Source organism: Dapis hubbardiae BLCC-M172, from assembly GCF_050016015.1.
Taxonomy (GTDB): domain Bacteria; phylum Cyanobacteriota; class Cyanobacteriia; order Cyanobacteriales; family Microcoleaceae; genus Trichodesmium.
On the sequence record NZ_JBNHEQ010000022.1, the window covers coordinates 61,388 to 88,236 of the forward strand.

Here is a 26,849-nt window from a genome sequence, read left to right on the forward strand (position 1 = left end):
CTCTAGGTGTACTTACTACCAATTTTTTTAGATGAAGTAATAGGTAATATCAGTGCTATTTTCTTCTATTAAACTGTGCTTTGGCTATGTTTTACTATTGGCTTTTAGCCTAACTGCTTGTCTGAATCAACCTCAGCAGTTAGTTCCTCCTGTATCCCCATTGCCACAAGACCCTTTAATTGAATCTTACTTTAATCAATCCCAAGCTTCAAGCTATACTGAAACGCTACGTCAGCAAACCCGACTGGGAGACAATCTTGAAGAAATAATTGTTAATACTATTGCTGATGCTACTTCTAGTGTAGATGTGGCGGTTCAAGAGTTACGTTTACCAGCCATCGCTCAAGCTTTGGTCGAACGGTATCAAGCAGGGGCCAAAGTGCGAGTTATTATTGAAAATACCTACAATCGTCCCTGGGGAAGTTTAAGTCCATCTGAGGTCGCTCAACTTCCTGAACGGGAGCGCGACCGCTATGATGAATTTATTCAGATTACTGATATTAACATGGATGGGGAAATTAGTCAAGATGAAATTAATCGTAGGGATGCTCTAATAATTTTAAGTAATGCAGGAGTTCCCTTGATTGATGATACTGCTGATGGTTCTAAGGGTAGTGGTCTGATGCACCACAAATTTTTAGTTGTGGATGGTCAAACTATTATTGTCACCTCGGCTAATTTTACTACCAGTGGTATTCATGGAGATTTTTCGGAACCTCTGAGTCGAGGAAATGCTAATAATCTTTTAAAAATAGAAAGTTCTGAATTAGCTGAAATATTCACAGAAGAATTTAATCTATTATGGGGAGATGGTCCTGGAGGTAAACCAGATAGTAAATTTGGTGTAAAAAAAACATTTAGAGATACAAGAGAAGTATTAGTTGGTGAGACAAAAGTTGCAGTACAATTTTCTCCTATTTCTAATAGTCAATATTGGCAAAAAAGTGTAAATGGTTTAATAAATCAAACATTAGAAAAAGCACAAACATCTATTAATTTATCCCTATTTGTATTCTCATCACAAAAGTTAGTTAATAACCTAGAAAATCAATCCCTAAAAGGAGTATTAATTCAAGGTTTAATTGACCCTAGTTTTGCCTATCGTTACTACAGTGAAGGATTAGATATGATGGGAATTGCTCTAGCAAATAAATGTAAATATGAAACTGATAATCGCCCTTGGCAAAAACCTATATCCACAGTAGGCGTACCTAACTTACCCCCTGGCGATCGCCTCCATCATAAATTTGGAATTATTGATAATTCCATTGTAATTACTGGTTCTCATAATTGGACGGAAGCAGCTAACCAGAACAATGATGAAACTTTATTAGTAATAGAAAATTCCACAGTAGCAGCTCATTTTGACCGTGAATTTCAAAGACTTTATCAAACAGCAACTATGGGTATACCATCCTGGTTGATCAAAAAAGTTGAGAAACAGAAAAAAGAATGTGGGGATAGATTAACAGAAACTGAAACTTCGGTAATAGATACTAACAAGAAAATTAATCTAAATACTGCTACTGCGGAAGAATTAGAAACACTACCTGGCGTCGGACCTAAATTAGCAGAACGGATTATTCAAACAAGAAAAAATAAACCCTTTAAATCTTTAGCAGACCTGGATCAAGTATCTGGAATTGGACCTAAAATGTTAGATAAATTAAGCGATCGGGTGACTTGGTAATCTGTGAGAAAACTATAATTACTTTTAGTCATTCTACCAAGAGAAAAGTGCTAGGATATGTCCTTATATTCAATTCCGTTACGGTTTTAACCAGAGATAATTATCCATTATCCATTATCCATGAATGAAAGACCTTCTGATAGTGGTCTATATTAATCAAAATCACCATAAATATTTTTTTAGTTGTCAAATCAAATATATATGGCAACTAGGAATCAAATTCTCATATTTGATTCTTACCTCAAATTACTGTACAATATATACTTTAAGCAATTCAAATATCACTTCTGACTTCTGATTTGTGACTTTTGACTGCCGTGCCCTATGAGATGCCCAAAATCGCCAAACTAACCCAATTATCATCAAGATACTTACCAATCCTATTCTTGCACGCGTTAGACTAGAACCATAACCACTATCCCAAAATGTGGTCTTTTCAATATTCCCAAACTGATACTATTACCGTACCTAATCAAACTAAACTGAGTGAAATTACTGCCTCAAATTTACTGATAGTAAATTACGGAAGATAACAGTTAAAATACTATTGAAGTATACATATTTATTCTTAGGCAGATCCATATTAGTGGCAAAAATTTGACTCATAAGTAAAATCTCCTCGATGGACTCACTGAAGAAATTCTGCGATAAAACTCATGTCGGTTAAACAACATCAATTCACAATTCAATTTTGGGGCGTAAGAGGCAGTATTGCTTGCCCAGGCACAGAAACAGTCAGATATGGAGGCAACACACCTTGTTTAGAAATGCGAGTTGGTGGACATCGCTTCATTTTTGATGGTGGTACTGGCCTAAGAGTTCTGGGTCAATCCCTTCTGTCTCAAATGCCAATAGATGCCCATATGTTATTCACTCACACCCACTGGGACCACATTCAAGGTTTTCCCTTTTTTGTACCTGCCTTTGTTAAAAGTAATCGTTTCCTTATATATGGGCCAGTAGCTCCTAATGGAGCTACTATTCAACAAAGACTTAATGACCAAATGCTCAACCCTAATTTTCCAGTACCTCTACAAATTATGGGGGCAGAACTCAAATTTTTTGATCTGGAAATAGGTAAGTCAATTGAAATTGATGATGTACTTATAGAAAATGCTTTGCTGAATCATCCAGGAGAAGCAGTAGGATACCGTGTAAATTGGCAAGGATATTCCGCTGCTTATGTTTCAGACACAGAACATTTCCCAGACCGCCTTGACGAAAATGTTTTATTTTTGGCTCGTCAAGCAGATGTTTTAATCTACGACGCGACCTATACAGATGAAGAATATTACTCGGAAAAGTCTAGTAAAATAGGTTGGGGCCATTCCACTTGGCAGGAAGCTGTAAAAATTGCTAAAGCAGCTCAAGTCAAAAAATTGGTGATTTTTCACCACGATCCTATGCACAATGATGAATTTTTAGATAAGGTGGGAGAGCAAGTGGCTGAGAAATTTCCTAATAGTTTGATGGCAAGAGAAGGTCTATCAATTCAATTAATACCTCCTTGTAATGGTCAAGAACAGAATTCAGAAGTAAATACTGTAAAAGAAGTTAAAATTTCTGCTTAATTTTAATTTTGTTAGTAAACTAACAAAAAACTTAGAAAAAACAGATTAAATCTGGTAAAAGATGACTAAATCAATGAAAATATAAGGTGTGTGGATAACTTCTTCTTTAGCTACGGCTCTAACTCCAACTACAGTTGCCTTGGGAAACTTTGATGGTTTACATCGAGGACATTGGCAAGTAGTTGAACCGATTTTAAACTTAAACAATAGTAATAGCTCCAACTTACTTTCTGTCTGTCCATCAGAATTGGCAACAGCTACAGAAGTAGATGAAGGCAAAAAGCTGCAATTTTTCCATCAAGAGTTAAAACTCTCATCATGGCATTGCCAAAGTGAATTGGGCAATAATGATGATGACCAAGGGCAAAAAATTTATTCCACCGTTGTTAGTTTTAATCCTCATCCCCAAGAGTTTTTTAGTGGAAAACCAAAAAAATTGTTGGCTCCAATAGCAGAAAAATTAGCTCTTTTCCAACAGATCGGAGTTGACCAAGTAGTATTATTGCCATTCAATCAAGAATTAGCAGATTTAACTCCTATTCAATTTGTAGAAGAAATTCTGGTAAAACATTTACAAGCATATAGAGTAAGTGTAGGATGGGATTTCCGTTTTGGATGCAAGAGGGCAGGAGACGCAAAAGATTTACAGGCGATCGCTGCTAATTATAATATAGGTGTAACAATTGTACCTCTATATACTTGTGAAAATGGAGAACGTATTAGCAGTTCTATAATTCGCCAAGCTTTAGAAGAAGGAGATCTGAAGAAATCAAATCGTTTGTTAGGTCGCCCCTACAGTTTAGTGGGTCAAGTAGTCCAGGGTCAACAATTAGGTAGAACATTAGGATTTCCTACAGCTAATCTCCAGCTACCACCACAAAAAGTTTTGCCTCATTTTGGGGTTTATGCTGTGGAAGTCTATATTTCTGCTCAGAAGCAACCCCAAGAAATATTTTCTGGTGATCGACCCTACTTAGGAGTGATGAATGTCGGTTTTCGCCCTACATTAAATGGTTTACACCCAACTGTAGAAGTTCACTTATTAGACTGGTCTCGAGATTTATATGGTCAAACTTTAACTGTAAATTTGATAGAGTTTTTGCGACCTGAACAAAAATTTGCTTCTGTAGATTTACTGAAAGCTCAAATACATGAAGATTGTAGAATTGCTAGAAGTATACTGACAAATCAAACTGTATAATTTTGAGAGTTCCCTACTTATCTATAGACCTGGTTATTTGCTGACCCAAGCAATGGGATAAATTGGCCTTCCTTTGTTTCTTCTTAGTTAACCAAAGAAAAATTTCTTAGAGGTTGTTTGAGAAGTAATCTATCCCTCAATGGTCTCCCTTAATCAGGGGGACTTTCCGTTGTATTTCACCATTTTCAAGGGGAGCTAGGGGGAACTAAATCAAAATTAATACTTTCCAAACATCCTCTTAGGTGCTACTAAAAGTTAGTATAGCAGTAGTTATAGCTATTGCCCTTACTTTATCACCTCACAATACTAAACTATAATACCATTTTTCAAAAAAATGTTACAGATAAATTAAGTTCTTTAATCACTTAATTTTTGATTTATGTCAAATGAAAAAATTCAGTCTAACATTGGTGATTAAAAGATACTTATATAGTTGTCAATAGATCAAAAATACATAAAAAACAGATAGAAAATGTCAAAAAGGAATGGTTAAAAGCCATGCCTCCTGATTGCTAAATTATAACTCCTGACTCCTATACATCGCCAACTCGACGGAGACCTTACCAATGGATAATTAATGAACTGACTCCTAACTTCTAAGAATTTGTAGGAAAAATTGCTCAAATAGGTTTGATAGATTAAAATCTACAGTCCCTTTTAATTCTCAGTCGAACATATTACTGTCAACCTTGTTTTTTATAAGGTAAAAAAAATGGCATTATGTCAAGGGAAAATAATTTGGTAATGGGTTAATTGTGCATAACTTTAATTTATGATTCATTTTGAATTAATTATTTCTCAAACATGATTATGATAATTATGAAAAAATGAAAAAATATAGCAGTCCTAAATTTGAGTTGCAAGATTTCACTGAGAATTTTAGTCCAGAGGTTTAATAGAACTTTTATACGGCTAAAATCTAAAACACTTTACCGAATAATTAAGGTATAAAGCCTCTCATGATCAAGGAGAAACAAGAAAATATTTTCCTTTTATTCAATCCTATCCGTTTTTAGGGAGAGGTAATTATCAATTATCAATTATCCATTATCCATTATCCATTATTGAATGCCTATTTTCACTGGGAAGAAAGTTTTTTTTGTATAAATATTAACCAAAACTCTCTATGATAGAATCTAGTTTGAGAATAGGTATAGGTTTCAGTTTTTGTTTTGAGTGATGAGCTTTTTGATGATATTTCATCTGGCATTGCTGGCCTTCCGAAATCTCTCTACGTTAAATTTCTAAAATTCCTATTTTGGAGGTCAATTATGTCGGTTTACATTGGTAACCTTTCCTACGATGCAACAGATGAGGATATAAAGACAGTCTTTGCTGAATACGGTGCGGTTAAGCGAGTTCAAGTTCCTAGTGACCGTGAAACTGGTCGCCCTCGAGGCTTTGCTTTTGTAGAAATGGAGACTGAAGAGGAAGAGGAAGCAGCAATTGCAGCACTCGATGGTGCAGAATGGATGGGACGTAATCTCAAGGTTAATAAGGCCAGGCCACGAGAAGACCGACGAGGTGGTGGCGGTAGAAGAGAGCGCTCTTCTCGTGACTACTAAAATATCTTAGTCAGATCAAATTCAATTCAAGGGATGGGAATTAATCCTATTCCTTTTATATTCTGAAGTTAATTACAATTTTATTTATACTTTTTCTGATTTGCACCGCGATCGCGCGGTTATTTTAAGTATGAAACCTCGCAGTAATTGTAAAAATAAATTCTTTTTCCTTCCTTTTTCTCTTTTTTGTTCTCTGTTCCCGACTTTTGCTATAAAGTCTATTAATTTTTGGTATGAATTAGGGAATCTTAATTTATGAGTTAGAAGTCAGGATATATGAGGTCTTTCAGTCAATATTTACTGTGCCAAAATTGATGAAACCCATAACTATTGCTATATATTAATCATACTAATTTCATAAAATATTGTAGAGCGTTATGGAAGAGGGAACAGGGAATAGGGAACAGGTGAAGAAAAGTATATAAAAAAAGAGGGAAAAAGAGGGAAAAAGAGCAAAAATGTACAACATTTCACATATCTGAACTTCCAGAATGTAGTATACAAAACTGACTAAGATGTAACTACCTTAGTAGTGTTACCAAAAATATATAATTGTCATAGCAAGCATGATAAGTGTTTGTTACAAATTGTAGGGACGTTGCATAAGGGCGTCCCTACGAAAGAAGGAAGAAGCAAGAAGAAATAAGGGATAAATATTAAAAAAAAGGCAAAAACGCGATTAGATAATTATCTAAAATGAATTTAAGTAGTTATTTTTAAGCATATCTGACCGAGAGTTCCATTTTTGTATAATTATTTTTTAAAAGTGGTATAATTGATAATTCGAGAAGTGTTAAGTCAATAATATTAGGTAGTATTATATCAATAAAAACACCTTGTGGAAAGTAATCATTACATACAGCAAATAATAATTTTATGAAAGAAAGTATTGAAAAGCTGAAACAAAATCTCAGCCAAACTATTGTTGGTAAAGAAGATGCCATCAAATTAGTATTAGTAGGATTACTTTCAGGAGGTCATGTTCTTTTAGAAGATGTTCCAGGTGTAGGTAAAACCTTACTAGCGAAATCTCTAGCTCATTCGATCGCAGGAAAGTTTCAGCGAATTCAATGTACTCCTGACTTATTACCTACTGATATTACTGGTACTAATATTTGGAACCCTCGCAGTGGAGAATTTGAATTTCTACCTGGTCCGGTGTTTGCGAATGTACTATTAACAGATGAAATTAATCGTGCAACACCTCGTACTCAGTCTGCTCTTTTGGAAGTGATGGAGGAAAAACAGGTTACTGTAGATGGGGTTTCACGTTCTGTTCCTGACCCATTTTTTGTTATTGCAACTCAGAACCCAATTGAGTATCAAGGGACATTTCCATTACCAGAAGCACAAATGGATCGTTTTACTTTATCTCTGACATTAGGCTATCCTACAGAGTCCGAAGAACTTCAGATGCTACAAAGAATCTCTGAGGGTTCAGGGGTTAGTCAACTAAAAGCTTGCATTACTTTAGAGGAAGTACAAGAGTTACGTCGTTTGTGCAGTTTGGTCAAAGTAGATGAGTCTTTGCAAAAGTATATTCTCAGGTTGGTTAGAGCAACAAGGGAAGATGAAGAAATTACACTAGGTGTTAGTCCTCGTGGAACAGTTGCTTTGCACCGAGCGACTCAAGCGTTAGGTTTTCTCTCTGGAAGAGATTATGCTATTCCTGATGATGTGAAGTTTCTTGTTCCTTATGTGCTTTCTCATCGCTTGATAACAGGAGGGGGAAAACTGCCTCAAACAATTGTGGAAAGATTACTGGGTTCTGTCACAGTTTCTTAGTTTTTGTTTTTGAGTTAATCATGCCGTTAAATTAAAGACTTATTACCTACCGAAAGTTGTCCCTTAGGACTTGGAAAATTGACGCCGCATTCAACAGAAAAGCAATCTAACTGAAGACCTCTTGAGGGTATGTTGGGAAACTTTGTTCCTCGTGACGCACCTACACCTCCAGCGTTTGCTTGTATATTTCAAAGGAGTATTTTTAGCTTCTTCTCTATTTTGATTGTAAAACATCCTCCACCAGAATTAATCCCACAGTGAGACTGGCGTTTGCCTGTTGTCTTCTGTGGAATATCTGCGTTAACAAATCTGGGGCAACTCCGGCGAGGAAGCTAATAACCATCATAAATTTCACTTCCAATAGCAAAGATTGATTGTGTAAAAGCTTCTTATGGCTTGCTTGCGGTAATTATTAAGACAGGAGAGCTAAAGCAGCTCAAGCAATTTTTGCTTGCTCGTTTTCATCCCCGATCTGAAACAGACGGGGGTTCCAATCTCACTTTTGCGTAAATAGTAAATATTTGAAGTATTTAGCTTTAACTTAACATCATGCCGTTGCCATTTCGTCTTCTAGATCCTCTTCTTCTTCAATATCGACATCCGCATCTCCCTCTACTTGACGCAAATGAATATGTTTACGTCCTAAGGAAATTTCAAACTCATCTCCAGGCTGTAAATCCATTTGTTTAGTATAAGCTGCACCAATTAATAAATTACCATTGGATTGCACGCTAATCTTATAACTAGCAGAACGTCCGCCACGTCCATTACCATTTTGTTTTCCATCTAACTCAATACCCTCAGCATCAATCAAGGCATTCAAAAACTTCATCATGTTGACTCGTTCAACACCACTTTTAGTAACAGTGTAGTAGCCACATTCTCTAGCTTTATCTTCCTTACTTTTGTTACCTAAGTTTTTGACTTTTTCAAGTAATTCTTCCCCTTGTAAGGGTTCAGGATTTTTCTTTTTACCCATGTTTTCAGTCCTATAACACTTTACTACAGTTATCAACTTTTGTCTTAGCTTTTTTTAGTTCCAAGAAACAATAGCTTGATATTCGCTTGTAAAACTATATTACACTAATTATGTAAAAAATTCACATATTTGATTAAATTTTTTAGACAATAATCTAAGAATAGGAATTTATTACACTCAGTAATCATCTATATAGTATGTAATATCAGCATTGAACTATCAACTATTAACTATTAACGAGTTTAGTTGAATGGCCATTTGATATAGTTACAGCTATAAATTACTCTAACCTCTTTATAATTAATAACAATACAATGAAGTTAACTACTCGTGGACATTACAGTGTTAAGGCACTTTTAGATTTAAGCTTACAACAAAGTAATACTCCAGTATCTGTCAAAGAAATAGCACTACGTCAAGACCTACCTGTAGCCTATCTTGAAAAGTTATTAATAGATATGCGTCGTGCAGGTTTAGTTATATCATTTCGTGGCGCTCAAGGTGGATATCAACTAGCTAAATTACCAGCTCAAATATCTCTAGGACAAATACTAGAATCTGTTGGTGAAACAATCGAACCTTTGCCTCGATATGCTCCTGATAGTAACCAGGCAGAAGACTGGGTTACTTATTGTATATGGCATCGACTCCATAAAAAACTTTCTGAAGCTCTTTACAATATTTCCCTAGAAGACTTATACTACGATGTCCGTAGTTGGCAAGCTGTAGTAGGAGAAGAAACAAATTTTGTTGTTTAGTTTTTGATAGCTTGAGTGTAAAGTTGTAAAAGTTAATCAGCATTTAGATGATTGACAATGATGATTCACTAAAATAAATTTATAATTATTTAATTACTGTGACTTATAACTATAGCTTTATTGTTGTTTTTATAGCTGCTTACCTAGATTATTTGATTGGCGATCCTTGGAGTTGGCCACATCCTGTAAAAGCCATGGGTTGGATAATTACTCATTACATTCAACTGATTTTTCAAATCAGTAAACGTCATAGAGAGAACTTCCCTGTAGTTATACTGAGATTGGTAGGTATTTTATTGGCAGTCACTCTTGTTTTCGGTAGTGGAATTATTAGTTGGTTAATTGTTCAAGCTTTACGAATAAATTTTGTCCAATTTCCTTTATTAACAGTAATATTAGAGAGCATTCTATTAGCTAGCTGTTTTGCTGGTAAAAGTTTAAATACCGCAGCTAAAGATGTACTTCAACTTGTTGTAAATGGTAATTTAATTCAAGCACGTCAAACATTAAGTTTGTATGTAGGTAGAGATACAGAAAACTTATCAATTTCAGAAATATTTCGTGCAGTTTTGGAAACAGTAACAGAAAATGCTACAGATGGAGTAATAGCACCATTATTTTATGCTTTAGTAGGGGCGATAATACCTAATGTTGGCAGTGTACCTCTGGCCTTTGCTTACAAAGCTGCCAGTACATTAGACTCAATGGTAGGCTATAAAGAAGCACCTTATACCGATCTAGGATGGTTTAGTGCCAAACTAGAAGACGTTTTAACCTGGCTACCTTGTAGGTTAAATGTGCTGACTATAGCATTTCTCTCTGGCAAACCTCTATACGTTTGGAGGATATGTCAAAGGGATGCAGTGAAAGACCCAAGTCCTAATGCTGGTTGGAGTGAGTGCGCTTATGCTGCAACATTAGAGGTGCAAATGGGTGGTGCTAATTCTTACAAGGGGGTGGTTAAAAATAAACCACTATTGGGAGACGCCACTCATCCAATTACAGCAGAAACGATCGATCGAGCATTACGGTTAACTCGGTACTGCTTTTTAATATGGTTGGGATTATCAGTTATCAGTTATCGGTTTGTAGGGACGTTGCATGCAACGTCCCTACAGTTATCGGTTCACAGATAACTTTTGAACTTTGAATTTTAACTTGTATTTGTGGTGGGTGAATAAATGAGCAATACAGTAGAAATTTTATCAGCAGAGGAGTTACGACGTACTGTTACTCGTCTAGCTTCCCAAGTAATTGAAAAGTCAGGAGATTTATCTCAACTGGTATTATTAGGTATTCATACCAGAGGAGTTCCACTAGCAAAAATTTTGGCAAATCAAATTGAATTACTAGAACAAGTTAAGGTACCTGTCGGAGCATTGGATATTACTTTTTATCGGGATGACTTGTATCAAGTGGGAATACGAACACCAGCTAAAACAGAAATTCCTGTGGATATTACTGGTAAGATTGTGGTGTTAGTTGATGATGTGATTTATAAAGGTCGAACAGTACGAGCTGCTTTGAATGCAGTTGTGGAGTATGGTCGCCCAGAAGTAATTAGATTAGTTGTTTTGGTGGATAGGGGTCATCGGGAATTGCCTATTCATCCAGATTTTACAGGTAAAAAATTACCTACTGCTACAGAAGAGCAGGTGAAGGTTTATGTGCAAGATATTGATGGCAGGGATGGGGTAGAGTTATTTAAGTAGATAGGAATTTTTCAAAGATATCTAATTATATAGAATCCGGTTAAATACTTATTGTATCGCTCTAGGAGTCAGGAGGTAGGGACGTTGCATAAGGGCGTCCGTACGGAGTCAGGAGAAAGAAAAGATTTAGAGCATGAATTTTTAAATTTGCCCATATAGAACCCATTTGGGATCTATTTCTATTTAAAAGTAGAGGGGGAGATGGGGAGATGGGGAGATGGGGTGTATTAGATATCTCCCCAAATCCAATCATTAAATCAATTATTACCAATTTTTTATCAATTACTTCTCCACCAGGACCTATTTTTTGGAGATACGGTTAGGGCTTCTATAGAACATCTGTATTAAGAGAAAGTAATTTTGCGATTACTGTATAACCGGATTTTATATTAAAAGTCAAAATTCAAAAGTGATTTATGACTGAGTTTTTGCTGCTCAAATACTCCACAAATAGAATTTATATCATGTCCGCTGGTATCGGAGCTTGTAAAAGTTAGGGTGAATATCTACAGGAAATTTAAGTTTTTTTCTTGCTCATACAATCTTGAAAAATAGTCATTGCGACGATAGGAAGCAATCTCGCATAACTGAGATTGCTTTCCTTACGGAATGCTGCGCATTCATGTCGCGTTTCATGTGAAAAGCGCTGTAAGTATTCCTCTGTTGTCCTTCTTCCTTTGCCTCCGTAAGTCATGTTTTTTCTAAAGTCTCGTTAGATATATTCGTCAAATTATGCAATAAACGCATTTTTTAAATACATAAACCGCATCAAAATAAATATTTTGTAATATAAGCTACGAATTCTTTATTTGCCTTCCTCTAAATTGGTCAACAACAAATTCAAATAAAATTAGTTAAACAGATATGCTCAGAAAACATAGAATCTCTTAAAAAAGTTTTTCATCCTAGTAAACATCTCAAAAAAATAAATAATTAACTAAAAACTAGACCTAAAATTAGGTTTTGGCATAGAAATAAAAGTCTGTAAATAAGGAAAAATAGATGACTGGCACTATAGAAAGCCAAACAAAACTAAATAAGTTTGAGAAAATCAAAGCAGAAAAAGATGGTCTAGCAGTAAAAACAGAAATAGAACATTTTGCCAGAATAGGTTGGGAAGCAATAGACGAAACAGACCGCAACCACAGACTTAAATGGTTGGGTATATTCTTTCGACCTGTAACTCCAGGCAAATTTATGTTAAGGATGCGTATGCCTAATGGAATTATCACCAGTCAACAAATGCGAGTCTTGGCAGAAGTAGTCCAACGCTACGGGGATGATGGTAACGCCGACATTACCACCAGACAAAATTTACAACTGCGAGGAATTAGAATTGAAGATATTCCAGACATTTTCAATAAATTTGAACGAGTTGGTTTAACCAGTGTTCAATCTGGTATGGATAACGTACGAAATATCACGGGTTCCCCTGTTGCTGGTATTGATGCTAATGAACTTTATGATACCCGTGAGTTAGTACAGCAAGTCCAAGATATGATTACTGGTAATAGCAAAGGCAACCCTGAATTTACTAATCTACCAAGAAAATTCAATATAGCGATCGCTGGATGTGTTGATAACTCAGTTCATGCGGAAATTAATGATATTGCCTTTATTCCTGCCTACAAAAACGATAAATTTGGTTTCAATGTTCTGGTGGGTGGCTTTTTCTCAGCCAAACGGTGCGAAGCCGCTATTCCTCTAAATGCTTGGGTAGAACCGAATCAAGTTGTAGTCCTTTGCCGCGCTCTATTAGAAGTATATCGTGATTACGGACTCCGGGGAAATCGACAAAAATCAAGGTTAATGTGGCTCATTGATGAATGGGGAGTTGCAAAATTCCGCTCAGAAGTTGAGCAACAAATGGGGCAAATTTTAGAAACAGAAGCCCTCAAAGACGAAATTATCTGGGAAAAGCGCGACCACATTGGCGTTTATAAACAAAAGCAACCAGGGTTAAACTATGTTGGGTTAAATATTCCTGTTGGTAGATTTTATGCTGCCGATATGTTTGACCTCGCTCGTTTAGCTGAAGTTTATGGCAATGGAGAAATTCGTCTGACAGTTGAACAAAATGTTATCATTTCTAATATTCCTGACTCTCGACTAGAAGCATTTCTAGCTGAACCCCTCCTAGAAAAATTTTCTATCGATCCTCAACCATTAACTAGGGCTATAGTTTCCTGTACAGGAGCGCAATTTTGCAACTTTGCCCTAATTGAAACTAAAAATCGCGCTTTGGCAATAGCTAAAGAACTGGAAACAGAACTATCAATGCCAAAACCAGTACGCATTCATTGGACTGGTTGCCCCAACTCTTGCGGACAACCCCAGGTTGCAGAAATTGGTTTGATGGGTACGAAAGCTCGCAAAGATGGGAAAATGGTTGAGGGTGTTGATTTGTACATGGGCGGTAAAGTTGGTAAGGATGCTCAACTTGGCAGTTGTGTGCAAAAAGGTATTCCTTGCGAAGACCTCAAACCAATATTAAGGAATTTGTTAATTGAAAATTTTGCTGCTAAACCTTTAGAAAGTTAAAAGTCAAAAGTCAAAAGTCAAAAATAAGATTTTATAGGCTTAAAATACTGAAATTGATTTTTTTCATTCTTTCAAATTGATTAATCACAACAGCAACAAAGAAGTCAAAAGTTTTATAACAAGGATAATATTAACAATGTCTACTACAATTAATCCCTCAAATACTGGTTCTGAAACGGCAAAGTCTCTAGGTCTGAAAATCATATCTGTTATTGGCTTGACATTATTTACTGGCTTTTATGTCAATAGTTGGCAGCGTTCCTTAGCAGAATATGCTGAAAAGCAACAAGCTGAAACTACTGTTGCTACATCAACTTCAAAAGTGAATACAGTATCAGAAGAAACTGTTCCAGTAGTAACTGAGGTAACTATGACAGTTCCAGAAACTCAAGCAAAACCAAAAATTACTGATTCAGATACCCTTGACAAATTAACCTCGGTACTATATAACCAGATAGACACAAGTTGGAAACAATATCCTACTTTTTCGGAAAATTTAGTCTATCGAGTTACAATGAATTCTGCTGGAAATATTGCTGAATATCAGCACGTCAATAAAGCAGCTTCCAAATATATTGCAGAAACTCCTTTAGAAAAATTGACTAACTTTACTACTACGAACCTAGAAGATGCTAGCAAAGCAACTGCAGAATTTTTAGTGATACTCACTCCCGATGGTGTACTTCAAGTTAATCAATGGATGGCTGAAGAAGGAGTGGAGGAGTAGAGGAGATGGGGAGATGGGGAGATGGGGAGAAATTAAAATATATCCTCTCGATCGCCAAATATTTTATTTATACCTAATCATTCGGAGATGATCTTAGAATATTTTTTTACCTTTAATTCCTATATCGCCTATATCCTATGGATGACTCCACTCCTCAAAAATCAATATCGCTGGCATTGATACTAAATGGGTTCTATACAAGCTGAATTAAGGGATGAATGTGAGTGGGATGGGCATCCTGCCTGTCAGAAAATATAAGGAACGGGCAAGATGCCCATTCCACAAAACTATTAAAATCATCTCGCATTTATGCAAGACCAAAAAATATTTAGAGGCTAAAGTTTAACTACAAACAAATCTAAATAATCAAAAGTAATATTCCTCCTCTTTTTGATAAATGCTCTTTACCCTATACGAGTATTAATCTCGTGATTTCTATAACCTAGTATAATTTACATAAAATATGTTAACAGAACTCTGGTCTTTTCGCGGTCGTTACCGCATCCTTCATTTAACTTGGTTTGCCTTTTTTCTCTCTTTTGTTGTTTGGTTTAACTTAGCACCATTAGCAACATCATTAAAAGCAGACTTAGGTTTAGAAACTTCTCAAATAAGAACTCTTGCTATATGTAACGTTGCACTCACAGTACCTGCCCGAATTATCATCGGAATGTTACTAGATAAATACGGACCAAGAATTACCTATTCACTCTTGCTGATGTATGCAGCTATTCCCTGTATTGGGTTTGCTCTTGCTCAAAACTTTAGCCAGTTGGTGATTAGCCGTTTGGCATTAAGTATTGTCGGTGCTGGTTTTGTTATTGGTATCCGCATGGTGGCTGAATGGTTTCCACCTAAAGAAATAGGTTTGGCAGAAGGTATTTATGGCGGTTGGGGTAACTTTGGCTCTGCTGGCGCTGCCTTCACACTTCCCACTATAGCTGCTTGGTTAACTTTTGGTTCCGGTGATGTTTTAAATTGGCGGTTAGCGATCGCTTTGACAGGTATCATTGCTGCACTTTATGGTGCGTTTTATTTCTTTAATGTTCAAGATACACCGCCTGGGAAAGTATATCAAAAACCGAAACGTGCTAGAGGTTTAGAAGTTACTACCCAAAAAGATTTCCTTTTCCTCATTTTGATGAATATTCCTTTAACGGGTGTTCTCTGTTTGTTAGCTTGGCGGTTGAGTAAAGTTGGTTTCTTATCCCAAGGTCAGCTTTATATTGTCTGGTTACTACTATTAGGTTTGTATGCTTTCCAAACTTATAACTGTTGGGCAACTAATAAAGAGTTAATTGCTGGAGAAAAACACTATCCTCCTGGCGATCGCTATAAATTCTCTCAGGTAGCAATTTTAGAATTAACTTATTTTGTGAATTTTGGTTCTGAGTTAGCAGTAGTTTCGATGCTCCCTGCTTTCTTTGAAAATACTTTTGGTCTAAGTAAGGCAATGGCAGGAATGATTGCTGCTAGTTATGCTTTTATGAATTTGGCATCTCGTCCTGGTGGTGGTTTAATCTCTGATAAGCTAGGTAGTCGTAAGTTAACAATGACAGTATTGACTGCTGGAATGGGAATTGGTTATCTGACATTTGGTCATGTAGGTGAAAGTTGGTGGTTACCTGGTGCTGTTTTGCTCACAATGTGTTGTTCTTTCTTTGTCCAAGCGGCTGAAGGTTCTACTTTTGCGATAGTTCCCCTCGTGAAACGCCGAGTGACTGGTCAAATTGCTGGTAATGTTGGTGCTTATGGTAACGTGGGTGCAGTGGTTTATCTGACTTTATTTAGTTTGTTACCCGAAGGTGCTATCGGTAATAAGATTTTCTTTGAAGTTCTTGGAGTCCTGTCAATAATTGTAGCATTTGTCTGTGCTTTCTTCTTGAAAGAACCAGAAGGTTCATTTGCTGAACACCATGAAGGAGAAGAGGAAATGCAAATGGAATCTTTTCCTGTATTTGCTGAAGACTAAGGTTTGTAGGTTGCTGTCAACGCAGGAATTATCAGAAATTATATTGAGTGAATATAAATGATGACTAATAACTGATGAGTAGGTAAAGTTCCCAGCAATTTTAAATATACCTTAAATTGGTTCTATGGGATAGACCTGACAGCAGCCTACGCGATCGCCAATTTCTTAACTAGCTAACTGACTCTGCAAACATTTCTGGTAAACTTCGTAGTAGTCATACTCTGGATAACTTATCAACTCGTGCATTCTCAATTCTCAATTCTTAACCGTCAATATATTTATCTCATAACGCGCGGAAACTGCTGTATAAGTACCTATTTGTGTAAACAGTTTGCTAATATCTACTTCAATTTAAGTTTTTGGTAGTCCTGCATAGTAATGGTGATAATATATATTTTTTTCCCACACTTCCCACACTTCCTATACCATTACTATGCACCACCATCACGTTTTTTTCTTGTTTTAAACTTTCTTCCTTTTTATTTCTTCCTTCTCTGTTACTTTCACTAGATATCTCCAGAAAATAAACTTGCTCTTTAATTTAACATAAGCTAGACTTGTAAAAGTTACTTACAACATCATTTTTTGTATCTTTGGCGTGAAAATCTATTCCCTATTCCCTATTCCCTATTCCCTATTCCCTGTTCCCTACTCTTGCCAAAAGTCTATATCTTTTTCACCAGAGGTCTACTATATTTAATTGAATCAGTATTTATTAAAAGCAACACAGGTTAATTCCTCCGCAATTAGTGCTTAAAGCAACATTGAGAGTCTCCATAGATTTAACTAACCACCAAACCTTACCAGAAGTAGATCCTTGATAATGCTTAAACAGAATGGAAAACTTTTGTTCTAAATAAGGTTTGGCTTGGCGACAAAAGAGTACAATTTTCAATAATATACCAATAACTCTTATCGTCCCCAGATTATTAATTAAGTCATAAAAAACAAAATGTTTAGGTTGTTCTAGACTATCGATAACTATAAAATTTAATAACTTTTTACAAGTACCTAAAATTAGAAAATCATTGGGTTTATTACTATTATTTTTAGACAAGGTATTTTGCAAATTATGATATAGTTTATGATTAAATTTACGTTTGCCATAACTATAGTCAATTGTATCAGTTAAGTATTCATATAAACCATCTTTAAAACTGCGATAAGAATAAGTTAAGTCACAATAACAACGAAACTTTTCAGCTTGGTTTCGCAATGTTTGACCACCATCAACTTTTCCAGTAAAATACTGAATAGCATCATTTAATTCTTTGTTTTTCATTAGAGTAGGATTTTCGACAGAATTGCTTTTTCTGGGCAACCTTTGATAAGTAATATATTTAGATAAATCTACTTCATATTTTTCTTGCTCCTTTTGTCTCATTTTTATAATTTCTTCTCGCTGTTCATCACTGGTATCTTCATTAATAAAGCTATTTTCATATAGATATGGATATCTATTAATTAATTTTCCTAGGGTCTTATCTTCAATTTTTGTATTTTCTTCAACTTCTCTGATAAACATCCGAGCCAAACGTTGTAAGGCCAAATATTTTTCAGTTTCAGTAAAACTGCTAGTCAGAGTGCGTATACGTTTAGAGGTCCAAGAAGTAGCCAGGCGATTTGGTTTTACCTGGAAAAGATTTACTAAGTCTGGAATTGATTTTTGCAGTTGTGGGGTTTGTAACCAACGGTTAATTAATATGTAGCAACTTCTGTTGAGAATATTATGAAAATCTTCTTCATCAGGATCGGCATCAATAATTGTTTCCATTGCCTGCCAAATTTCTGGGATAAAGTATTCTGAAGCATCAATAAATAGGGTCTTAAAATTATCAATTGAGCCTTCAGGTTCTTGGTGGCGGGCTAAATGTTGTAAATGCTGATAAAGTAGCTGTTCTTCTTTAGTAGATTTACGATTATTTTTAGTTGATAAATAGTTTGACATTTGTATAATACTCCCTGAAATCAATTATAAACTAATTTCAAGATGTCTTAAAAAGACTTGATTTTTGTGCAAATAAATTATTATATTAACTGGGATAAATCTTAATCATAAATGTTAGATTGTGATTTAAAAGATATTAATAAGAGTAGTTAAGCAAAAATCTTTGAGATGATTATAGTAAGTTTAATTACTCCGATATGAAACATTATTTATATTTGTATTTACAGCCAAATATTCACGGCGGAATAGATATCCAAGACAGAAAAAACTTGATATAATGTATGTTACACCCTGGTAATTAGATTATAGTCTGGAATAACTTAGCTTTTATGAAGATTTGGTAAAGAATTTGAGAGTAAGGCAAATTTTTGGGATGACTAATATACTGAGATACTCTCAACACAAAGTCTATAGTTAAGTGTTAATACGGATGATTTTTAATTAAATAATTACTGATAATTTATTTTTTAGTATAAATATATGGCGGTTCTAATCTTAATTAGGTATAGTATTTTTTTGATTTTCCTATTCCCTAAAATTACAAAAGTGTATACATCGGCATAGCGATCGATGCTATGGGCAATTTGTCGTAAAATTGAACACAAATTATAATTTGTGAGTAACATTAACTTTAGCAATTACTTAGTCAACTAATATATGAAGTTTGATATTAGAATTGAATAACTTGATTATTTACGATCAAAGTTATTCGGCTTTTATATTCTGATTAATAACACAAATGAATATTATATATAGTTTTTTTTAATAAGTATAAAATAACTGGAAGATGGGATAAGAAAAACTAAATTATAACTCTGTTTATATAGCGCTACGCAAATAGGTTAGAACATTGCTAAATTCTGTTTCGGAGCATTTCCCCAGGAAAAACTCAGTCAGAGATTACTTTTAACCTTTGCATGAGTGACTTTTGACTTGCGCGTAGCGCTATAGCAAACAAATTTTGTTTCAATTATTTGATAGGATACCTGCACTTTTCTATTTTTTGAAAGGTTAACTTGATAGTAGTTTACATTTTGTAATATTATAGGTACTTTATCATCGGCCAATTCTTGAATTTATACTGTTTGGATAAATATTTGCTACAAATATCTAATTTTAAAGACAATTTTGTAACATTATTTAATAAAATTACGACTATATTATGTAGACATTTTATTGTTAATGTAGCAAAATCTTGATTAATGTAGCAAAATAATAATCATAGAAATCAGAACAAGGGAGGATAAGATGACAAATGTTTTGGTGGTTGAAGATAATCTACTTAACTGGAAAGTCTTTGAAAAAGTTTTGACAAAATTGGGTGGTTTTGCTGCTCAACTTAGTGAAGATGTAGAAACAATCATAGAAATTGTTAAAGCAAATAAAGCAGACATTATTCTGATGGATATTTGTCTGGAAAATAGTTATTATAATGGCAAACCAATCAATGGAATTGAAATTACTAAATTGTTAAAAGCAAATCCCCATACAGCTAAAGTGCCTATTATGTTAGTCACGGCAATTGGTACTGCAAAGGATAGTGAACATTATATGGAACTTAGTGGGGCGGATGGTTTTATGGGTAAGCCAATAGTAGATCATCAGGTGTTTATCTCGGAAATAAAATCACTGATTTTTGCCAATGAATAATTTTGTTTTTTTGCCACTATTAAAATCATAGTTGCTCAATACTAAAAGATTCAAAAAAACTATAATCCCTAAAAAATAATAGCAGGAATTCCTATTTTACCGCTCAAATTTTGAGTATTGATAGGGAATTTTTTCTGAAAAATAAAACGGCAACTATAATTTACTTGTCAAAACTAAATATCAGAACTATGATGTGACTAAATTTGACCAAATAGATTATCTTTGAAAAGTTATCGCTATGGTAGAAACACCAGAAATTCTATGGCCGAGTTTAGTAACAGTTGCCACTTTATTAATGTATTTTGTAGTAACTATCAATGTTGGTAGAGCTAGAGCTAAATACAAAATTATGCCTCCTCAAATGACGGGAGACGAAAATTTTGAGCGAGTAGTACGAGTACAGCAAAATACTCTAGAACAATTAATTTTATTTTTACCTTCTTTGTGGCTTTTTTCTCTGTTTGTTAGTCCACTTTGGGGTGCTGGTATCGGTGCGACTTGGGTATTTGGGCGTATATTATTTGCTTGGGGTTATTATCAGGCGGCGGAGAAACGAACTCTAGGGTTTGGTATTAGTTCTTTAACTACTCTAGTTTTACTTATAGGTGCTTTGGTAGGAATAATACTACCTCTATGGAAAACTATTTCATAGCTATAATAAATTTAGATAGAGGTCAGTGAAAATAGATTCTATCTAATTTTGACTTTTGTTCAATATGAGGCAAAAATAATGTCAGAAAAACCAGTATTTAAGATTAACCAAAAACTTTTTAAGCAACTGAATGATTGGCAAGAAAAAATGGAGGAAAAAGAAAAAGTTGAAGCAGAAATAGAGGCAAATAATCAAGATAAAAAATTGAGAGATTCTGAGAAGGAAAAAGATTAGGATAGCTTAAACAATTGGGATATAAAGATTGTTAAGTTGGGGGTTTAGTTACTAAACCCTTACAGTTTATAGTACCTATAATGTGTATTTTATGTTAGTGAAAACTGTTATAATTTGACCTACCTATCTTAAGTAGAGATGATATTATCTATTCTCTCTGCTCTCTATACTGGTACGGGGAATGCAAAAAGCAAAAACCACCCATATAAAACTTTACTACAATAGCTTTTTAGCTTGTGCCAATGTAAAATACCTGGTAGTCCTGCTTGCTAAGGCGTGAGAATATACATTTTTTTCTACACTCCCTATACCATTACTATACACCACCTTAATGGGTAGTCCTATCTTTATGGTTATCAAGCAAAAAGCAGCATTAGTAAAATTAAAATATTTAATCTTACAAGCAAAAAGTGCTAATCAATTAAGTGCAATTATTATTGACTATACCCATGAAGAAATGATTCAAGTTTACGGTCAGTTAACATCAGAACAACAAAGAAAAATTAAATTAATCTGGCAGAAATGTAAAAATTAAGCCTTTCCCGACTCTAATATTTCTACTCCAATTTTTGAGAATTTCTCAAATGATTAAGTAGTACTTCTATTATTATTCTCTGTTATCTTTTACCGAAAAATAAAGGTATAAAGTCTCTCCTTTTAAAGAGAAAAAAAGTGCTAGGATATTTCCTTCTATTCAATCAATAACGGTTTTAACCAGAGGTAATTATCGATTATCGATTATCCATTAATGAACTGTTATACCATTTATCAAAAACCTTGCTATATTTGATTAGGTGGAGGAGGGACGTTGCATAAGGGCGTCCGTACGGGAGTGTGGGAGGTGGGGGGAAGGGACGTTGCATAAGGGCGTCCGTACACAGAAGAATAATGAACATTAACTGACTAATAATTAGGTAATAATTTATTTTACCTGTGTTAATTACTTGATAACTGAAGTGTCACTCAAGTATAGCATTAATGCATGGGAATTGGTATTACTTGTTGCCTAATACCATTTTGATAAATGTTTCCTACAAATAACTAGGGAATTTTTTAGGAGTTAGGAGTTAGGAGTTAGGAGTTAGGAGTTAGGAGTCAGTAGTCATAATGAATGCCTTTAATACCATTTTTTAGAAAACAGAAATCTTCTGAAAAATGTTTTTCTCCCCCTTACTATTCGTAACATTATTTTTTCAAATTGGTATAAAACCTAGATTTTTTTACTTCAGCAGCATGACAATTAATCTATTATCTTTCTACAGGATGTTGTCCATAAAAAGGTAATGCTTCTGACCAATGGGGTCTGTTTCCTTTTTCCCATTCTAAATGGGCTAATTCTAATAGACTTACAACAGATTTTCCTAAACTATTTTCAACCTGAATTAACTGATAAGAAGTTTCCCAGTTTTCTAATATTTTTTTCCATGCTGCGGGATTTATTAGTGTATCTTCTAAAAGATGATTGATACCCATTTCTTCTACCTGATAAATAGCGGTAAATAATTGCTCTCTTTGAGCAGTCATTTGTAGACATAAATGCTGACTTTTATGTTTATATGACCAAGCTATAGTTGCTAAAGTTGAAATTGCAAATAGTGGAATATTTAACTGTTGAGCTAAAGTTCTAGCTGTGACTACACCAATACGAGTACCTGTGAAACTTCCCGGACCTTTAGCAACAGCAATAAAGCTTAAATCTTGCCAAATTTGAGGTGGCATAAACTCTTGTATTCTTTGATGTAGGTGAGTCGATAGGTCTCGCCCTAAATTCCAAGTTTGAGAGCGAGTATTTTCGGTAAAGTTACTAATAGCTAAACCTAATTCTGGACTGGTAGTATGAATTGCTAAACCATATTTTTTTGCTGTATTTGTCATTTGTTTGAAGGTAGAAGGAAGAAGAAAAAAGAAAATTATATGAGTCTATAACTCTAGTCTGAAATTACAAGTTTTAGAGCAAATATTTTCAGGAAAATTACTAATAGCTAAACCTAAATTCGGAATGATAATATTAATTGCTAAATCAGATTTTTTTTGGTGTGTTTGTCATTTGTTTGAGGTAAGAAGGAAAAAGGAAAGTATATGAGTCTATAGAATTCATTTGGCATCTTTTACATTGATTTTCCTTTCTATAACCTGAGGGATATAGCTGTCGCACTTGCTCCGCCTTTTCCTGACAATGCTCCGTAAACATGTCGGCGACAGCCGAAAAGCAGAACTGAGTTCTATCCCGCTCTAAGTTGAATAAAAAATCATGCTTACAGCCGAACAACCCCCAATAATTTTTATCCTATCACAAAAATTGTGAGGATACAACCGAAAATCCTTTGACGCGCGAAATTTTTAGGTAGCTTGAGAAAATGAAAATGTTGCTGTTTTTCTGCTGAGGAGGGATAGATGGAAAAATTTGATGATGGGAAAAACAAGCATATATTTTTCTGGGAGCTTCAGAAGATGAAGATATTTCTGGTATCGATCATGGGGAAAATTTCTGAATGCTTGATTGTCTCTTAGCAAGGAAATTTAGTTGAATAAAAAATCATGCGCATAGGCGAACAACCCCCAATAATTTTTATCATATCACAAAAATTGTGAGGATGCAACCAAAAATCCTTTGACGCGCGAAATTTTTAGGTAGCTTGAGAAAATGAAAATGTTGTTGTTTTTCCACTGAGGAGGGATGGATGGAAAGATTTGATGATGGGAAAACAAGCATATATTTTTCTGGGAGCTTCAGAAGATGAAAATATTTCTGGTATTGTTTTTCGGGAAAATTACTCATAGCTCAATCTAACTTCGGACTGGTGATGTGAATTACTAAACTAGATTTTTTGGGTGTGTTTGTCATTTAGTTGAAGGAATAAGGAAGAGGGAGGAAGGAAAGTATATGAGTTGATAGCTCTGGTCTGAAATTCCAACTTTGCCAGGGAATATTTTCGGGAAAATTACTCATAGCTCAATCTAACTTCGGACTGGTGATGTGAATTACTAAACTAGATTTTTTGGGTGTGTTTGTCATTTAGTTGAAGGAATAAGGAAGAGGGAGGAAGGAAGAAGGAAGGAGCAAGGAAAATGGGGTTTGGAGACCAAAGCCCTACAGTTTTTTGCACAATAAGAAATGGGATCGAAGTTATTCATCCTGACTCCTGATTTCATAGTTTATAAATTAAAAATTATAAATTATAAATTTTAAATTCCCATTTCCTCCCTAACATAAAATATTGGTAGAGCTACAAATAAACAACCTAAAAGTAACCCAAAAATATCATCAATCCAAAATCTCAAACCTAACAAACCTACTATTAAAAATACGGTTGCCACTGTAGCAAATAAATTATTAGTTGCTAATTTATTCTGTTTTCCCACTTGATGTTTAACTGTCATAAAAGCTGAGGCAATTATCACAGCTATTAGGGGATGCCAAATAATTATTCGATAACCAAATATAAATCCAACTAAACCAAACATCAAAGCATCTAACCAAAATTATCTTTCCCTAAATCTAGCTAACCAAAAACTCTGAGTTCTTAATTGTGATAGCTTGATAAAATTCTCTGTTTTTTGCAGCCTCACAATTTTATTTTTCCATCTAGCTTTACGATCAATTCTCAATATTTTTTGCCACTCTGGTACAGTCTTATCCTTAGCTCTACCTAACAATTTTACCTTATCTATATTCGGCAAATTCAAATCAGTCAACTTAGCTGAAATTATCTTTAAAATTTGAGCATAATTAACCTTTTTGTCTGATTTTCTACTAATCACAATAGTTAAGGTTTTCTTGACGCGACTCACCTGAACTTTTACCGACTCAAAAGCTAAAACTTCCTGCAACTCTCGTCGAATTTCTGCTTGTAGAGTTAACTTTTTCGGAACTGTTGAAGAAGTAGAAAAATAAACAGTCTCCATATAAGTAGACTGAGGGTTCAGATGTCTCATAATAGCAACAGCAGAATGATAACGCCGATTAGTCGCACCTTGCAACATTTTGTCTAAAATTCTACCAAGTTCCTCACTAACAGACACTTTTAAATAATCTCGCCACACCCATTTACTATTTCTACTATCAAATAGATCGAAGGGTGAGACTTGAGTCAAAAGATGAATACAAGTCACACCCAAACTATAAAGATCGCTGGCGAAAACTGCTTTACCCATAAGTTGTTCGGGAGCGGTATAAGCAGCACTACCAATAATAGTACCTGTTTGAGGTAAACCTTTTTTTTCTACTAACTTAGCAGCACCAAAGTCTACTAAAACAAGTTTACCTGTAGTGCGACGAATAATATTCTCTGGCTTAATATCTCGATGAATAACTTGAGATTTATGGACAAACTGTAATACTGGCAATAAATCATTTAATAATTCCCGAATTTTAGCCTCAGTAAAGACACCTTTTTCGGCTAATTCTTGAGCAAGATTTTTACCTTCAATATATTCTTGAACGAGATATTGTTGTTCGTCTTGCTGAAAATATTTGAACAACTTAGGAATTTGAGGATGACTGCCTAAAGTTTTTAATTGTTGCGCTTCTTGCTGAAATAATTCAACAGCTTTTTCAGAGGTTGTTTTTACCTGAAGTTCCCGACTACCAGAAATTTTTTCTGAGGATGGAGGATAATTTTGATGATAATTTTTATTCTGGGGAAAAAACTGTTTAATTACACAAACTTTTTCTGGAGTATTTGCTTCATCTACTGCCAAAAAAGTTCTACCAAAACCACCATATCCAATAAGTTTAAGGATGCGGTAATGAGACTGGTTAGTTATTGTGGAATTATTATCTACTGACGGAATAATTTTCTTTGTTTCTATTTCTTGAGGAATTAGTAATAATGGTGAATTGCAATTCTGACAAATTTCAGCCTTCGGAGAGTTTTGTGGATTTTTGCAGATAGGATTAAAACAATAACTCATTAGAATAGATCGAGATTTTTAATATTTTATTTGGATAGAGTAATACTTACGCATAAACTGGGTTTATCAAATAAATTTGGTGGTTTGAAAAACAATAATTAGAGGAATAAACCCGGTTTCTTATTTAGGTGTTTCATTAATTGATAATTGATAGTGAATAATGAATAATGATAGTGGATAATAAAAACTATCTCTAATTATAAATTATCCATTTAAAAGGAGACGCTTTAAATCTCTAGAGATTAATTATCAAGTAAGCATTCACTTATTAGCATTCAGCTCTCATATTTTTATAGCTTTACTAAAATTTTTAGGATGTGAGGTACAGTTTAATAATAATTTCTGTTCTCTCTTTAAAAGGTAATAAAGCTGATAGCTGTTAGCTGACTGCTGAATGCTTACATGATCAATTATCCATTAATTTAGGTAGGGATAAGTTCACCTGGCCTTAATTTTGCCCATTTGCCCATTTCTTCTAGAAAACTTTCACAACCGACAACATCCCATTCCATCTCAATTTCCTCTTGTTGAGGACGAATATTGACATTGATAGTAGGTTCAACCGGGTCAAAATCTGGATTTTCTGTTAAATGAAGTTGTTCGTGCTGAGTTTCTACAGCATGATAAGTTACACACCGATCTACATAATGGCAGTTAACACAAATACACATTTATAAGTACCTCATTTCAGTTATCGGTTATTAGTTATAAGTACCTCTGAGTTAACCCAGAGGGTTGAAATACTAAAGTTTATTTTTTGGTAATCCTGCATTGTAATGGTGAAGATATATATTTTTTAATTTCTGCTCACCCTCCCACACTCCCCACACTCCCCACACTTCCCACACACTCTCTACCATTACTATGCACCACCACCTATTTTTTCATCCCCTTAAAAGGGGAGACTTAAGACCTTATTTTTTGGTCAAGTTTAATCTTAATTGATGCAA

General features: G+C 34.6%; 22 protein-coding genes. 15 read left to right on the plus strand and 7 right to left on the minus strand.

Annotation, left to right across the window (positions count from 1 at the left end; genetic code table 11):
* Positions 1–52: 52 nt before the first annotated feature.
* From ACP6PK_RS02995 to ACP6PK_RS03015, 5 genes are all read left to right on the plus strand, one after another.
* Positions 53–1,690 (plus strand): DUF655 domain-containing protein, encoded by a 1,638-nt coding sequence (locus tag ACP6PK_RS02995; protein ID WP_094671802.1) that lies wholly within the window; start codon positions 53–55, stop codon positions 1,688–1,690.
* 656 nt (positions 1,691–2,346) lie between these two features.
* The gene (locus ACP6PK_RS03000) at positions 2,347–3,261 is read left to right on the plus strand and encodes an MBL fold metallo-hydrolase (RefSeq protein WP_094671801.1); all 915 of its coding nucleotides are present in this window, start codon (positions 2,347–2,349) and stop codon (positions 3,259–3,261) included.
* 88 nt (positions 3,262–3,349) lie between these two features.
* A complete protein-coding gene (locus tag ACP6PK_RS03005) occupies positions 3,350–4,462 on the plus strand; it encodes a bifunctional riboflavin kinase/FAD synthetase (protein WP_094671800.1) in 1,113 nt (370 codons plus the stop codon).
* Between the two features lie 1,271 nt (positions 4,463–5,733).
* On the plus strand, positions 5,734–6,027 hold the full coding sequence (locus ACP6PK_RS03010; RefSeq protein WP_426557637.1) for an RNA recognition motif domain-containing protein: 294 nt from the start codon (positions 5,734–5,736) through the stop codon (positions 6,025–6,027).
* An 876-nt stretch (positions 6,028–6,903) separates the two neighbouring features.
* The gene (locus ACP6PK_RS03015) at positions 6,904–7,812 is read left to right on the plus strand and encodes an AAA family ATPase (protein WP_426557639.1); all 909 of its coding nucleotides are present in this window, start codon (positions 6,904–6,906) and stop codon (positions 7,810–7,812) included.
* 214 nt (positions 7,813–8,026) lie between these two features.
* Here ACP6PK_RS03015 and ACP6PK_RS03020 read toward each other — a convergent pair whose 3' ends face one another.
* Together ACP6PK_RS03020 and ACP6PK_RS03025 are read right to left on the minus strand one after the other, a co-directional pair.
* Positions 8,027–8,158 (minus strand): hypothetical protein, encoded by a 132-nt coding sequence (locus ACP6PK_RS03020; protein WP_426557641.1) that lies wholly within the window; start codon positions 8,156–8,158, stop codon positions 8,027–8,029.
* A 201-nt stretch (positions 8,159–8,359) separates the two neighbouring features.
* Positions 8,360–8,791 carry an AbrB family transcriptional regulator gene (locus ACP6PK_RS03025; RefSeq protein ID WP_426557643.1) on the minus strand — a complete coding sequence of 144 codons (432 nt, stop codon included), beginning with the start codon at positions 8,789–8,791 and terminating at the stop codon, positions 8,360–8,362.
* Positions 8,792–9,105: 314 nt separating this feature from the next.
* Here ACP6PK_RS03025 and ACP6PK_RS03030 point away from each other — a divergent pair, with 314 nt between their 5' ends.
* The 6 genes from ACP6PK_RS03030 to ACP6PK_RS03055 all read left to right on the plus strand — a co-directional run bounded on the left by ACP6PK_RS03030 (position 9,106) and on the right by ACP6PK_RS03055 (position 16,501).
* On the plus strand, positions 9,106–9,549 hold the full coding sequence (locus tag ACP6PK_RS03030) for an Rrf2 family transcriptional regulator (protein ID WP_094670966.1): 444 nt from the start codon (positions 9,106–9,108) through the stop codon (positions 9,547–9,549).
* Positions 9,550–9,647: 98 nt separating this feature from the next.
* Complete coding sequence (gene cbiB / locus ACP6PK_RS03035) at positions 9,648–10,685, plus strand: adenosylcobinamide-phosphate synthase CbiB (RefSeq protein WP_426557645.1); 1,038 nt, start codon at positions 9,648–9,650, stop codon at positions 10,683–10,685.
* 45 nt (positions 10,686–10,730) lie between these two features.
* Positions 10,731–11,261 carry a bifunctional pyr operon transcriptional regulator/uracil phosphoribosyltransferase PyrR gene (gene pyrR, locus ACP6PK_RS03040; protein ID WP_094670962.1) on the plus strand — a complete coding sequence of 177 codons (531 nt, stop codon included), beginning with the start codon at positions 10,731–10,733 and terminating at the stop codon, positions 11,259–11,261.
* A gap of 1,002 nt (positions 11,262–12,263) precedes the next feature.
* Complete coding sequence (locus tag ACP6PK_RS03045; RefSeq protein WP_426557648.1) at positions 12,264–13,802, plus strand: ferredoxin--nitrite reductase; 1,539 nt, start codon at positions 12,264–12,266, stop codon at positions 13,800–13,802.
* A 136-nt stretch (positions 13,803–13,938) separates the two neighbouring features.
* Positions 13,939–14,529, plus strand: a complete 591-nt coding sequence (locus tag ACP6PK_RS03050) for a hypothetical protein (protein ID WP_426557650.1) — start codon at positions 13,939–13,941, stop codon at positions 14,527–14,529.
* Positions 14,530–14,992: 463 nt separating this feature from the next.
* Complete coding sequence (locus ACP6PK_RS03055) at positions 14,993–16,501, plus strand: MFS transporter (protein ID WP_426557652.1); 1,509 nt, start codon at positions 14,993–14,995, stop codon at positions 16,499–16,501.
* 715 nt (positions 16,502–17,216) lie between these two features.
* Here ACP6PK_RS03055 and ACP6PK_RS03060 read toward each other — a convergent pair.
* Positions 17,217–18,449 (minus strand): hypothetical protein, encoded by a 1,233-nt coding sequence (locus ACP6PK_RS03060; protein ID WP_426557654.1) that lies wholly within the window; start codon positions 18,447–18,449, stop codon positions 17,217–17,219.
* Between the two features lie 1,248 nt (positions 18,450–19,697).
* Here ACP6PK_RS03060 and ACP6PK_RS03065 point away from each other — a divergent pair.
* The 4 genes from ACP6PK_RS03065 to ACP6PK_RS03080 all read left to right on the plus strand — a co-directional run bounded on the left by ACP6PK_RS03065 (position 19,698) and on the right by ACP6PK_RS03080 (position 21,520).
* Positions 19,698–20,099: a response regulator gene (locus tag ACP6PK_RS03065; protein WP_426557656.1), complete on the plus strand. Its 402-nt coding sequence runs from the start codon at positions 19,698–19,700 to the stop codon at positions 20,097–20,099.
* 238 nt (positions 20,100–20,337) lie between these two features.
* Positions 20,338–20,751 (plus strand): MAPEG family protein, encoded by a 414-nt coding sequence (locus ACP6PK_RS03070; RefSeq protein WP_094670948.1) that lies wholly within the window; start codon positions 20,338–20,340, stop codon positions 20,749–20,751.
* 78 nt (positions 20,752–20,829) lie between these two features.
* Entirely contained in the window at positions 20,830–20,985 is a 156-nt protein-coding gene (locus ACP6PK_RS03075) for a hypothetical protein (RefSeq protein WP_168186269.1), read from the plus strand.
* 349 nt (positions 20,986–21,334) lie between these two features.
* A complete protein-coding gene (locus tag ACP6PK_RS03080; protein ID WP_426557658.1) occupies positions 21,335–21,520 on the plus strand; it encodes a hypothetical protein in 186 nt (61 codons plus the stop codon).
* 713 nt (positions 21,521–22,233) lie between these two features.
* On the opposite strand, the gene tsaB is transcribed toward ACP6PK_RS03080, so the two are convergent.
* The 4 genes from tsaB to ACP6PK_RS03100 all read right to left on the minus strand — a co-directional run bounded on the left by tsaB (position 22,234) and on the right by ACP6PK_RS03100 (position 26,570).
* A complete protein-coding gene (tsaB, locus tag ACP6PK_RS03085) occupies positions 22,234–22,860 on the minus strand; it encodes a tRNA (adenosine(37)-N6)-threonylcarbamoyltransferase complex dimerization subunit type 1 TsaB (protein WP_426557660.1) in 627 nt (208 codons plus the stop codon).
* A 1,311-nt stretch (positions 22,861–24,171) separates the two neighbouring features.
* The gene (locus ACP6PK_RS03090) at positions 24,172–24,450 is read right to left on the minus strand and encodes a hypothetical protein (protein ID WP_426557662.1); all 279 of its coding nucleotides are present in this window, start codon (positions 24,448–24,450) and stop codon (positions 24,172–24,174) included.
* 18 nt (positions 24,451–24,468) lie between these two features.
* A complete protein-coding gene (locus tag ACP6PK_RS03095) occupies positions 24,469–25,899 on the minus strand; it encodes a protein kinase domain-containing protein (RefSeq protein WP_426557664.1) in 1,431 nt (476 codons plus the stop codon).
* Positions 25,900–26,321: 422 nt separating this feature from the next.
* Complete coding sequence (locus ACP6PK_RS03100) at positions 26,322–26,570, minus strand: Ycf34 family protein (RefSeq protein WP_094671486.1); 249 nt, start codon at positions 26,568–26,570, stop codon at positions 26,322–26,324.
* Positions 26,571–26,849 lie beyond the last annotated feature (279 nt).

What these genes read in the sequence shown, in the direction of transcription:
- ACP6PK_RS03000 (WP_094671801.1), top strand. Translation starts at nt 2,347, where the DNA reads ATGTCGGTTAAACAACATCAATTCACAATTCAATTTTGGGGCGTAAGA.
- ACP6PK_RS03010 (WP_426557637.1), top strand. Translation starts at nt 5,734, where the DNA reads ATGTCGGTTTACATTGGTAACCTTTCCTACGATGCAACAGATGAGGAT.
- ACP6PK_RS03015 (WP_426557639.1), top strand. Translation starts at nt 6,904, where the DNA reads ATGAAAGAAAGTATTGAAAAGCTGAAACAAAATCTCAGCCAAACTATT.
- ACP6PK_RS03020 (WP_426557641.1), bottom strand. Translation starts at nt 8,158, where the DNA reads ATGATGGTTATTAGCTTCCTCGCCGGAGTTGCCCCAGATTTGTTAACG.
- ACP6PK_RS03025 (WP_426557643.1), bottom strand. Translation starts at nt 8,791, where the DNA reads ATGGGTAAAAAGAAAAATCCTGAACCCTTACAAGGGGAAGAATTACTT.
- ACP6PK_RS03030 (WP_094670966.1), top strand. Translation starts at nt 9,106, where the DNA reads ATGAAGTTAACTACTCGTGGACATTACAGTGTTAAGGCACTTTTAGAT.
- pyrR (WP_094670962.1), top strand. Translation starts at nt 10,731, where the DNA reads ATGAGCAATACAGTAGAAATTTTATCAGCAGAGGAGTTACGACGTACT.
- ACP6PK_RS03045 (WP_426557648.1), top strand. Translation starts at nt 12,264, where the DNA reads ATGACTGGCACTATAGAAAGCCAAACAAAACTAAATAAGTTTGAGAAA.
- ACP6PK_RS03050 (WP_426557650.1), top strand. Translation starts at nt 13,939, where the DNA reads ATGTCTACTACAATTAATCCCTCAAATACTGGTTCTGAAACGGCAAAG.
- ACP6PK_RS03055 (WP_426557652.1), top strand. Translation starts at nt 14,993, where the DNA reads ATGTTAACAGAACTCTGGTCTTTTCGCGGTCGTTACCGCATCCTTCAT.
- ACP6PK_RS03060 (WP_426557654.1), bottom strand. Translation starts at nt 18,449, where the DNA reads ATGTCAAACTATTTATCAACTAAAAATAATCGTAAATCTACTAAAGAA.
- ACP6PK_RS03065 (WP_426557656.1), top strand. Translation starts at nt 19,698, where the DNA reads ATGACAAATGTTTTGGTGGTTGAAGATAATCTACTTAACTGGAAAGTC.
- ACP6PK_RS03070 (WP_094670948.1), top strand. Translation starts at nt 20,338, where the DNA reads ATGGTAGAAACACCAGAAATTCTATGGCCGAGTTTAGTAACAGTTGCC.
- ACP6PK_RS03075 (WP_168186269.1), top strand. Translation starts at nt 20,830, where the DNA reads ATGTCAGAAAAACCAGTATTTAAGATTAACCAAAAACTTTTTAAGCAA.
- ACP6PK_RS03080 (WP_426557658.1), top strand. Translation starts at nt 21,335, where the DNA reads ATGGTTATCAAGCAAAAAGCAGCATTAGTAAAATTAAAATATTTAATC.
- tsaB (WP_426557660.1), bottom strand. Translation starts at nt 22,860, where the DNA reads ATGACAAATACAGCAAAAAAATATGGTTTAGCAATTCATACTACCAGT.
- ACP6PK_RS03090 (WP_426557662.1), bottom strand. Translation starts at nt 24,450, where the DNA reads ATGTTTGGTTTAGTTGGATTTATATTTGGTTATCGAATAATTATTTGG.
- ACP6PK_RS03095 (WP_426557664.1), bottom strand. Translation starts at nt 25,899, where the DNA reads ATGAGTTATTGTTTTAATCCTATCTGCAAAAATCCACAAAACTCTCCG.
- ACP6PK_RS03100 (WP_094671486.1), bottom strand. Translation starts at nt 26,570, where the DNA reads ATGTGTATTTGTGTTAACTGCCATTATGTAGATCGGTGTGTAACTTAT.